A 10,107-nucleotide genomic window follows, 5' to 3' on the forward strand; every position below is an offset into this window, starting at 1 on the left:
AGACTCAAGTGCGCCTCTTGTGCATTGGCATCAGTTTGGTATCGTCGGCGGCGTCAGGGGACTCGGCGGCATGACGCTCTATCTCGGCATCGACGGCGGAGGGACGGGGTGCCGCGCGGCGGTGGCCGACGCTTCGGGCCGGGTGCTCGGCGAGGGCGCCGGCGGCGCGGCCAACATCTTCAGCGATCCCGACGGCGCGCGCGCGAGCGTGGTCGCCGCCGCCGGCGCGGCGCTTGTCGCGGCCGGGCTCGGATCCGGGCTCGGCGATCTGGTGGCGGCGCTCGGGCTCGCCGGCGCCAACGTGCGCGGGCGGGCGGAGCGGCTGGCCGAGGGGCTGCCCTTCGCGCGGTCGCGAGTGGTGAGCGACGCGCTGATCTCGGCCCGCGGCGCGCTCGGCGCGGAGGACGGGGTCATCGCCGCCATGGGGACCGGCTCGGTCTTCGCCGCCCAGCGCGGCGGGGAGGTGCGCACCATCGGTGGCTGGGGATTCCTGCTCGGCGACCAGGGCTCGGGGGCGCGGCTCGGGCGCAGCCTCTGCGAGGCGGCGCTTCTCGCCCATGACGGGCTCGCGCCGGGCTCGCCGCTCCTCGCCTCCGTGCTCGCCGAGGCGGGTGGACCGGAGCAACTGGTCGCCTGGGCGCAGGGAGCCCGGCCGGCGGATTTCGCCGCCTTCGCCCCCCGGATGATCGCGGCAGAGGGGGACGCGGGCGCCGCGGCGATCCTCGACGCCGCCGTGACGGATGCGGCGGCGGCGATCGACCTCCTGCTCGCGCCCGGGCCGGGGATCGTGTGCTTCCTCGGCGGGCTCGGGCCCTACTACGCGGCACGGCTCGCAGACCGCTACGGCGCGCTGGTGCGACCGGCGCAGGGATCGGCGCTCGACGGCGCGCTGGCGCTGGCGCGGGAGCTGGGGTGAGCCCGCTCTTCGCGCCATCGGACTTCGCCGATCCGGGGCATGGGCCGCTCTATCTCCAGCTCGGCCGACGGATCGGCGAGGCGATCGCTTCGGGCGCGCTCGCGCCCGGCGACGCGCTGCCGTCCGAGCGCGAGCTCGCCGCGCTGACCGGGCTCAGCCGCGTCACCGTCCGCAAGGCGGTCGCGGCGCTCGTTGTCTCCGGCCAGCTCGTGCAGCGGCGCGGCTCGGGCACCTTCGTCGCGTCGTCGGTCGAGAAGGTCGAGCAATCGCTGTCGCAGCTCACCTCGTTCTCCGAGGACATGGCGCGGCGCGGCAGGAAGGTGCGCTCGGTCTGGCTGGAGCGCGGCGTCTTCGCCGCCTCGCCGGAGGAGATGATGGCGCTCGCGCTCGCCGCCGGCGAGCGGGTGGCGCGGCTCGACCGGCTGCGGCTGGCCGACGGGGCGCCGCTCGCCATCGAGCGCGCCACCCTCGCCGAGTCGGACCTGCCCGACCCCGGGAAGGTCGGGGCCTCGCTCTACGCCGCGCTGCGCGCCCGGGGCCGGCGGCCGGTGCGTGCGGTGCAGCGCATCTCGGCGGCCAATCTCGGCGCACGCGACGCGGAGCTGCTCGGCGTCGCCGCCGGGGTCGCCGGGCTCCGGATCGAGCGGATCTCCTACCTCGACGGCGGGAGGGCGCTCGAGTTCACCCGCTCGGTCTACCGCGGTGACGCCTACGACTTCGTCGCCGAGTTGCGCCTGCCGCAGGAACCGGAGAAGAGCGACGCATGACCGATGCGACCCTCGGCCAACGTCGGGGCCGGGTTCCCGGGGCTGGCGCTGCCGGTCGACAATGCGGCGCTGCCGCACACGGTCGCGACGACGGCGGTCTCGCGCTCCGCTGCGTCTGGCGCGGCGGCGTTGCGCCGCCGGGGCGGCGCGGGCGGGACGCAATCGGCCAGCGTCATCGAGTCGAGCTCGTGGAAGAAGGCCTCACTGGCGGCGATGAGCCGGCGCTTCAGCCGGCAGTGCGAGGTGAAGGTGCAGTGGCCACCGTCGCCGCGGAAGCACTCGACCAGCGGGTAGCCGCTCTCGAGCCTCCGCGCCACCTCGCCGATGCGGATGGTCTCCGCCGGTCGCGCCAGGCGCAAGCCGCCGCCGGCGCCGCGCAGCGTGTCGACGTAGCCCGCCGCCCGCAGCGATCCGACCACCTTGGTCAGATGATGGCGCGACAGGCCAACTCGTCGGCGATCGCCTCGGTGGTGAAAAGGCGCGTCGGCTCCTCCGCGAGGCGCATCAGCGTCCGAAGCCCGTAGTCGGTGAAGAGTGTAAGGCGCATGTGAACGGTGTGAAGCAGAAAACGCTTCTCATCAACGACGATTCCCGCATAAGTAGAGTTTCAAATACCGATTTCGTTCGAGGATGGAGTAAGAGAGATGCCCGTCCGGCGCCTCGACCATCAAGGGGCGGGCGCGACCTCGATTGAGCGGCTGGACGAGGTTTCCAGCGAGGCGCTGATCGGGCTCGCGCTCGCGCAGCACGCGGCCTTCCGCGAGACGCTGCCGCGGCTGATCGGGCTGGCGCGCGAAGTCGAGGCGACCACGCCGGATCGGGCGGACGCGCCGCGCGGGATCGCCGATCTTCTCGCCGAGCTGGCGGCGAGCCAGGAGGAGCACATGCTGCGGGAGGAGTACTGCATCTTTCCGCTGATGCAGGACGGTCCGAGCCCGCGGCTCTCGGCCGGGATCGCGGTCATGAGCGCCGAGCACGACGACAACATCCAGTTCCTGATGCGGATGGCGCAGCTTTCCGGCGGCTACCGCGCCCCGGCCGGCGCCTCTGAGATCTGGGTCGCCCTCTGCATCGGGCTCGAGCGCCTGGCCGACGACCTGGTCGCCCACATCTATGCAGAGGAGCGCGTGCTCTTTCCGCGCTACGCGCAGCAGGCTTGACCGCGCGGGGGCGTGCGCGGCTAGCGCCCTGGCGGCGCCACCAGTCTGCCCCACAGATCGTAGTCCGCCGCCTCGTCCACCTCGACCGCCACGAGGTCACCCGGGCGGAGGGCCTCGAAACCCTCGTCGATAAAGAGGTTTCCGTCGATTTCCGGCGCATCGGCCGCGGTGCGGCAGGTCGCGCCCTCGGCGTCGACCTCGTCGACCAGCGCCTCGATCCTTCGGCCGATCCGCGCCTGCATCTTCGCGGCGCTGATCGCCTGCGCCTTGGCCATGAAGCGGTCCCAGCGGTCCTGCTTGACCTCGGCGGGCACGTGGTCGGGCAGCGCGTTGGCCCGCGCCCCGGCGACGTTCTCGTACTGGAAGCAGCCGACCCGGTCGAGTTGCGCCTCATCGAGCCAGTCGAGGAGATGGGCGAACTCCGCCTCGGTCTCGCCCGGGAAACCGACGATGAAGGTCGAGCGCAGCGCCAGATCCGGGCAGATCGCCCGCCAGCGGGCGATCTCGTCGAGGGTGCGCGCCGAGGCGGCGGGCCGCGCCATCCGCCGCAGCACCTCCGGGTGGGAGTGCTGGAACGGGATGTCGAGATAGGGCAGCACCAGCCCCTCGGCCATCAGCGGGACAAGCTCGCGCACGTGCGGGTAGGGGTAGACGTATTGCAGCCGCACCCAGGCTCCGAGCGATCCGAGCTCGCGGGCGAGCTCGACGATATGGGCGCGGATCTCGCGGTCGCGCCAGAGGGTCGCGTCGTGCCTGCGGTCGACGCCGTAGGCCGAGGTGTCCTGGCTGATGACGATCAGCTCGCGCACCCCGTCGGCGACGAGCTTTTCGGCCTCGCGCAGCACCGCCCGCGCCGGGCGGCTGACCAGCCGGCCGCGCATGTCGGGGATGATGCAGAACCTGCACTTGTGGTTGCAACCTTCGGAAATCTTTAGGTACGCGTAGTGTCGCGGCGTGAGCCGGATCCCGGAGGCCGGGATCAGGTCGACGAAAGGATCCGGCGCGGGCGGGGCAGCGTCGTGGACGGCGTCGAGCACCGCCTCGTACTGGTGCGGGCCGGTGACGGCGAGGACCGCCGGGTGGGCGGCTCGGATCGTCTCGGCCTCGGCGCCGAGGCAGCCGGTGACGATCACCCGGCCGTTGGCCGCGATCGCCTCGCCGATCGCCCCGAGGCTCTCGGCCCTGGCGCTGTCGAGGAAGCCGCAGGTGTTGACGATCACCGCGTCGGCGCCGGCGTAGTCCGGCGAGATCGCGTAACCCTCGGCGCGGAGCCGGGTCAGGATCCGCTCGCTGTCGACCAGCGCCTTGGGGCAGCCGAGGCTGACCATGCCGATGCGCGGCCCGGCGCCGCGCGGGGCGTCGTCGAGGCGCGGGAGGGGCGCGAGGTCCGGGCGCAGGTTCGGCGGGTTGAGGCTCATGGTGGGCGCGTATAGCCGCGGTGCCGGGTCTTGGGAAGCGGGCGATTCGCCTCTTTGTTCGAGGCGGCGTCCATCCCGTTGGGACGGCAAGAAAATCCCTGGGCTGGAAGGCGGCTGGAACCGGGCTGGAATGCGGCTTGCCACTCTTTCACCGGCAGTTAACGGCGAAAGCCGCGCCAGAGGTGGCGCAGCGGGCGAGAAGTGCTATCCTGGCCGTGTGGATGCCATCTTCGGAAATCCGGCGAGGTATCGGACATGGGTCACGACGACAGGTTCCGGAAGGCGAACCGGTACGCGGGCACACAGGGCTTTGTCGGGGGATTCTCGAACTTCCACGAGGCCGACTACGGTCGGGGTGTCGTCCATGGCACCTTCATGCTGTCCGGCACCGCCGTCGAATGGCGGGACATTCCGCGGGCCACGCTTTCCGCGCTCGACGCCGGCGCCCATCAGATCGACAACGTCCCTGCGGTGGTTCGCGCGGTGAGCCGCTGGGGCTCGGCCAACGGGTTCGACGGTGGAATCCCGACCTTCGAGCAGGGGATCGCCGGAGGAACCGTCGTCTACGGGGCGATGCTGCTTCGCGCCGGCGTGACGCAGTGGCGCGACGTCCCGCGCGGCCGGCTCGGCGCGAACAGTCCCGACGACGTGCCGAATCTCATGCGCGGCGCGAGCGACTATGCGGCCGCCAACGGATTCGCCGCCGGGTTTCCGACCTTCGAGCAAGCCGACCATGGGGCGGGGGTCGTCTTCGGCATCCACCTTTTTCCCGCCGGGGCGATCACCTGGAAGGACGTCTATGCCGACATCCTGAAGATGCAATGGGACTACACGTTCGACTCCGGCTTCACCGAGGCCGAGGCGACCACCATCATGGAGCGGTGGGCGCACGCCTATGAGCGCCTGATGGAGTGCGGCTCCGTCAGCGCCGGCGACCGGTCACGGATCGTCACGGCGCTGCGCAAGAACATCAATCACACGCTCAACGCGGCGGCCAATGCGAACGCTTCGGCGCCGCTCAACGGCAGCACCGTCAACATCAACCGCGGAAACTTCTTCGGCCTGATCGCGCGGGAGCAGGCCCAGACGCTCCTGCACGAGATCTGCCATTCGGCAGGGTTCGGCCACCCCGATCGTCGCGACTGCCCGCCCGGCGTTCCCCCCGCCTGCGATACGCCCGGCGACAACGGCCAGTATTACGGCACTGTCCCGCTACAGGCGGAGCTTTGCATCGCCGGTGTGCAGAGCGACGTCGTCTGCGCCGAAGGACCGAGCGGCATGTCATGCGCTCGCGCGCCGACGCCTCGGGTGATCGGGATCGACTACAATCCGCCGGGCTCCGACGTCGACCGGGAGCAGGTGCGCATCACCCATGATGGCGCCGCTCCGGTCCAGCTCCAGGGGTGGACGCTGCGCGACGTCGCCAACCACACCTACACGTTTCCGACCTTCACCTTGCCGCCTGGCGAAGTCGTATCCGTCTGGACGGGCACGGGCACGAACGACCCGAACAACCTGTTCTGGGGACGTCGGCAGGCCGTGTGGAACAACCGCGGCGACACCGCGACGCTGGCCGATCCGACGGGCGCGATCAGGCATGTGTTCTCGTATCGGTAGGAGCGGTCTTGCTGGCGTCCCCTGACATTGCACGGGGTGGTGTGTCGCCCCTATGAGGGGACGCCGCAACCGGAGACCGCCATGACCCGCCGCCTGATCTCGACCGGATCGCCCTTCGAGGCCGAATTCGCCTACAGCCGCGCCGTCGTGCAGGGCGAGTGGTGCTTCGTCTCGGGCACCACCGGCTACGACTACGCCACCATGTCGATGCCGGAGGACCCGGGGAAGCAGGCCGGGAACGCGCTCGCCACCATCGGCCGGGCGCTCGCCGAGGCGGGGTTCTCGCTCGAGGACGTGGTGCGCACGGTGATCTACCTTGCCGACCCGGCCGACCATGCCGCCATCGGCCCGGCGCTGCGCGCCGCGTTCGGCGACGTGCGGCCGGCGAACTCCACCGTGGTCGCCGCGCTGATCCGCCCTGAGATGAAGGTCGAGATCGAGGTCACGGCTCTGCGCGGCTGAGCCGGCGGAAGCGGGCGGCGAGGAGCGCGAGGGCGACGACGCTCGCGATCAGGATCGCCTGGTAGACGCCCGCGAGCCCTTGGCCGAGGGGGAAGGCCAGCGCCCAGGCGAGCGGCACGAGCACGAGCCAGTAGCTGCCGAAATGCAGGGCGGCGGGAAACCACACGTCGCCGCGGCCGCGGCAGGCGTTGTTCATCACCGCCTGCCCGCCGTCGAAGACGGTGGCGAGCGCCATCCACAGCATGACCGGGACGGCCGCCGCGACGACCGCCGCGTCGTCGGTGAAGACGCCGATGGCCGTCGCCGGGAAGCTCGCATAGACGAGCGTCGCCGCGCCGACGAGGAGGGTGGCGAGGAGAAGCCCGGTCCAGCCGGCCATGGCCATCCCGTGCGGATCCCCGCGCCCCCAGGCGTTGCTCACCCTGACCTGCGTCGCGCCGGCGATGCCGAGGGCGAGCATGAAGGTGAGCGCGAGAAACTGGAACACGACGCCGTGGGCGGCCAGCGCGAGCACCCCGAGCCGGCCGGCGAGGAGGGTGACGACCGTGAACGCGCCCGCCTCGAAGAGAAACGAGGCCCCTGTGGCGAGCCCGAGCCGGACCTGCGTCGCGAAGGGCGGCGCCATCCCCGGCGTCTCGATGCCGTAGCGCGCCCGCTCCGGGAAGAACCGCCAGACGTAGATCGACATGCCGACGGCAAGGCCGAAGAACACCAGCGTGCCGCCGATCGCGCAGCCGATGGCGCCGAGCGGCGGGATCGGGCCGAGCCCGAAGACGAGGGTGACGTTCAGCCCGGCCCTGACGACGTTGGCGATCATGATGGCGACGAGCGCCGCGCCCGGCCGGTGCAGCGCCTCGAGAAGCGCGGCGCTGACGTTGTAGGCGGCGATGCAGGGCAGCGAGAACGCGACGATGCGCGTCACCCGGGCGGCACGCGCGGCGAGTTCCGGGTCCTGGCCCGAGGCGATGAAGATGGTCTCGGCGGCTTGCAGCGCCAAGGCCAGCACGAGGCCGACGGCGATGCCGAAGCCGAGCCCGCGCCGCCAGATCCGCCCCGCCGCGGCGTCCTCGCCGGCCCCGGCCGCGCGCGCGACGAGGATCGGCACGCCGATCATCAGGCCGATGGTCATGCCGACGAGGCTCTCGTTGATCGAGAGGCCGAGCACGTAGTCGGCGAGCCCCTCCGCCCCGGCGCGCCCGAGCACCACGACGTCGATCGAGAACATGAGTACGATGCCGATGCGGCTCAGGACCATCGGCCACGCGAGCGCGAGCGTCCGCACGACGTGCCGGCGGAGCGTGTGTTGATCCTCGGGCCCGGCCGCGTCCATGACGCGCAGCACTATTGCCCCGCGCCGGCCGGCGCAACGCCCGCGCGCCCCGCGCGCCGGCGCGCCTTGAAGCCGGCGCGCCTTGAAGCCGGCGCGCCTTGAAGGCGGGGGTCGCGCTTGCTAAGCCCCGGCGGCGGGGCGCATCGAGGCGGGACAATGGCGAGGAGCGTCGGGGAGGATCGGGCGAAGGCGGCGGCCGTGGGGCCGCTCGGCGCGCTCGCGCCGTTCCTGCGGCCCTACCGCGCCATGGTCTGGGGCGCGCTGGTGGCGCTGACCGTCACCGCCGCGCTGTCGCTCGCGCTGCCGCTCGCGGTGCGCCGGGTGGTGGACGGCTTCTCGGTCGAGTCGATCGGACTGATGGACGCCTATTTCGGCGCGGCGCTCGGCATCGCCGCGTTGCTGGCGCTCGGGACGGCGACACGGTTCTACCTCGTCACCCGCCTTGGCGAGCGCGTGGTCTTCGACATCCGCAAGGCGGTCTACGACCGCGTCATCGGCATGAGCCCCGGCGTCTACGAGCGGATCATGACCGGCGAGGTGCTGTCGCGGCTGACCACCGACACCACGGTGATCCTCGCGGTGATCGGCTCGGCCGTCTCGGTGGCGTTGCGCAACCTCCTCACCCTCGTCGGCGCGCTGGCGCTGCTGCTCGTCACCAGTCCGAAGCTCACCGCCCTCGTCCTCGTCGGCGTGCCGCTCGTCATCGTGCCGATCCTCGCCCTCGGTCGGCGGCTGCGCGCGCTCTCGCGCGAGAGCCAGGACCGCATCGCCGAGGGCTCGGCCCAGGCTTCGGAGACGCTGCTCGCCGCGCAGACGGTCCAGGCCTACACCGCCGAGCCGGCGAGCCGCGCCCGCTACGCCGCCATCGCCGAGGCGGGTTTCGACGCGGCGCGCCGCCGCATCGTCGCCCGCGCCGTGCTGACGGCGATCGTGATCTTCCTCGTCTTCGCCTCGGTGGTCGTCGTGCTCTGGATCGGCGCGGCGGACGTCCGCTCCGGCGCGATGACCCCGGGCGAGCTGGTGCAGTTCGTCATCTACGCCGTCATGGTGGCGGGCTCGGCCGGGGCGCTCTCCGAGATCTGGGGCGAGCTGCTGCGCGCCGCCGGCGCGACGGAACGCCTCGTCGAGCTTCTCGAGATGACCGACGAGATCGCCGACCCGGTCGCGCCGGTTGCGCTCCCCGCGCGGGCGCGGGGCGAGGTCGCCTTCTCCGGCGTGACCTTCCGCTACCCGGCCCGCCCCGAGACGGCGGCGATCGCCGGCCTCTCCTTCACCGCGCGCCCCGGCGAGACGGTGGCGATCGTCGGCCCGTCCGGCGCCGGCAAGACCACGATCTTCCAGCTCTTGATGCGGTTCTTCGATCCCGACGAGGGGGCGATCACGCTCGACGGGACCGAAATCCGCACCGTCGCCCGCGCCGACCTGCGCCGCCAGTTCGCGCTCGTCCCGCAGGAGCCGGTGATCTTCGCCGCCTCGGCGCGCGAGAACATCCGCTTCGGCCGGCCGGAGGCCAGCGACGCCGAGGTGGAGGCCGCCGCCCGCGCCGCGGCGGCGCACGACTTCCTCGTCCGGCTGCCGCAGGGCTACGACACCTTCGTCGGCGAGCGCGGCGTGATGCTCTCCGGCGGCCAGCGCCAGCGCATCGCCATCGCCCGGGCCATCCTGCGCGACGCGCCGGTGCTGCTCCTCGACGAGGCGACCTCGTCGCTCGACGCCGAGAGCGAACGCGCGGTGCAGGCCGCCGTCGAACGGCTGGCCGAGGGCCGCACCACGCTCGTCATCGCGCACCGGCTCGCCACCGTGAAGCGCGCCGACCGCATCCTCGTCTTCGAGGAGGGGCGCATCGTCGCCGAGGGCGCCCACGGCGCGCTGGTCGCCGAGGGCGGGCTCTATGCCCGTCTCGCACGGCTCCAGTTCACCGACGGCGCGGCCTGATCCTTGTCGCGCCGCCGGGCGCCGGGAGACGGTGAAACCCGCGCGACGGCGCTGCGCGCCGCGGGCGCGACGGGGCCGCGCGTGCGACGTCGACGCGGCGCATGGGTCCGGCCGGAGGGCTTCAGGCGGCCGGGCGCGGCGGCAAGCCCTCATGGCGGCGAGTCTACCAGGCCACCCGGCGCAACACGGGGCTAACACGCGTGATAGATAGGGTAACTATCTGGGTATACACGATAAAAACGTCAAAGGTTCAAAAGGGCTGCGAGTCGTTCCATGAGCTCGCCGGTATCAGGTGGGGCCGAGGAGCCGGGCGAGGGCGGGGCGCAGCGCCGGGGCGAGGTCCTCGGCGATCAGCCCCGGCCCGACCGCCGCGCCGGCGTCGCCGTGCAGCCACACGCCGGCGCAGGCGGCCTCGAAGCCGGGCAGGCCCTGCGCCAGCAGCCCCGTGACGATGCCGGCGAGAACGTCGCCCGAGCCGGCGGTGGCGAGCCAGGGCGGGGCG

General features: G+C 72.4%; 11 protein-coding genes. 6 read left to right on the forward strand and 5 right to left on the reverse strand.

All coding sequences use genetic code 11. From position 1 onward, the window contains the following. The first annotated feature begins 70 nt into the window (after nucleotides 1-70). Together KBA23_RS07270 and KBA23_RS07275 are read left to right on the forward strand one after the other, a co-directional pair. On the forward strand, nucleotides 71-916 hold the full coding sequence (locus KBA23_RS07270) for a BadF/BadG/BcrA/BcrD ATPase family protein (protein ID WP_290738694.1): 846 nt from the start codon (nucleotides 71-73) through the stop codon (nucleotides 914-916). After that, nucleotides 913-1,683: a GntR family transcriptional regulator gene (locus KBA23_RS07275; protein ID WP_290738697.1), complete on the forward strand. Its 771-nt coding sequence runs from the start codon at nucleotides 913-915 to the stop codon at nucleotides 1,681-1,683. The genes KBA23_RS07270 and KBA23_RS07275 overlap by 4 nt, the downstream gene beginning before the upstream one ends. Here the strand turns inward: KBA23_RS07275 and KBA23_RS16830 are convergent. Together KBA23_RS16830 and KBA23_RS16835 are read right to left on the reverse strand one after the other, a co-directional pair. Next, entirely contained in the window at nucleotides 1,626-2,102 is a 477-nt protein-coding gene (locus tag KBA23_RS16830; protein ID WP_366935299.1) for an Rrf2 family transcriptional regulator, read from the reverse strand. The two genes, KBA23_RS07275 and KBA23_RS16830, sit on opposite strands and share 58 nt — an antisense overlap. 5 nt (nucleotides 2,103-2,107) lie before the next feature. Then, the gene (locus KBA23_RS16835; protein WP_366935300.1) at nucleotides 2,108-2,230 is read right to left on the reverse strand and encodes a hypothetical protein; all 123 of its coding nucleotides are present in this window, start codon (nucleotides 2,228-2,230) and stop codon (nucleotides 2,108-2,110) included. Nucleotides 2,231-2,327: 97 nt separating this feature from the next. Here KBA23_RS16835 and KBA23_RS07285 point away from each other — a divergent pair, with 97 nt between their 5' ends. Further along, nucleotides 2,328-2,843, forward strand: a complete 516-nt coding sequence (locus KBA23_RS07285; protein WP_290738701.1) for a hemerythrin domain-containing protein — start codon at nucleotides 2,328-2,330, stop codon at nucleotides 2,841-2,843. 20 nt (nucleotides 2,844-2,863) lie between these two features. On the opposite strand, the gene rimO is transcribed toward KBA23_RS07285, so the two are convergent. Beyond that, nucleotides 2,864-4,261 carry a 30S ribosomal protein S12 methylthiotransferase RimO gene (gene rimO, locus KBA23_RS07290; RefSeq protein ID WP_290738703.1) on the reverse strand — a complete coding sequence of 466 codons (1,398 nt, stop codon included), beginning with the start codon at nucleotides 4,259-4,261 and terminating at the stop codon, nucleotides 2,864-2,866. A gap of 255 nt (nucleotides 4,262-4,516) precedes the next feature. Here rimO and KBA23_RS07295 point away from each other — a divergent pair, with 255 nt between their 5' ends. Both KBA23_RS07295 and KBA23_RS07300 read left to right on the forward strand, forming a co-directional pair. Then, on the forward strand, nucleotides 4,517-5,878 hold the full coding sequence (locus KBA23_RS07295; protein ID WP_290738706.1) for a lamin tail domain-containing protein: 1,362 nt from the start codon (nucleotides 4,517-4,519) through the stop codon (nucleotides 5,876-5,878). 81 nt (nucleotides 5,879-5,959) lie between these two features. Continuing rightward, entirely contained in the window at nucleotides 5,960-6,340 is a 381-nt protein-coding gene (locus KBA23_RS07300) for a RidA family protein (protein WP_290738709.1), read from the forward strand. Here the strand turns inward: KBA23_RS07300 and KBA23_RS07305 are convergent. Continuing rightward, on the reverse strand, nucleotides 6,321-7,682 hold the full coding sequence (locus KBA23_RS07305; RefSeq protein ID WP_290738712.1) for an MATE family efflux transporter: 1,362 nt from the start codon (nucleotides 7,680-7,682) through the stop codon (nucleotides 6,321-6,323). The genes KBA23_RS07300 and KBA23_RS07305 overlap by 20 nt on opposite strands. A gap of 144 nt (nucleotides 7,683-7,826) precedes the next feature. On the opposite strand from KBA23_RS07305, the gene KBA23_RS07310 reads away from it, so the two are divergent. Beyond that, nucleotides 7,827-9,605 carry an ABC transporter transmembrane domain-containing protein gene (locus KBA23_RS07310; RefSeq protein ID WP_290738715.1) on the forward strand — a complete coding sequence of 593 codons (1,779 nt, stop codon included), beginning with the start codon at nucleotides 7,827-7,829 and terminating at the stop codon, nucleotides 9,603-9,605. A gap of 288 nt (nucleotides 9,606-9,893) precedes the next feature. Here KBA23_RS07310 and KBA23_RS07315 read toward each other — a convergent pair. Further along, on the reverse strand, nucleotides 9,894-10,107 hold a 214-nt coding region (locus KBA23_RS07315; RefSeq protein ID WP_290738718.1), incomplete at its 5' end, for an NAD(P)H-hydrate dehydratase.

Source organism: Amaricoccus sp. (assembly GCF_017995835.1).
Lineage (GTDB): Bacteria > Pseudomonadota > Alphaproteobacteria > Rhodobacterales > Rhodobacteraceae > Amaricoccus.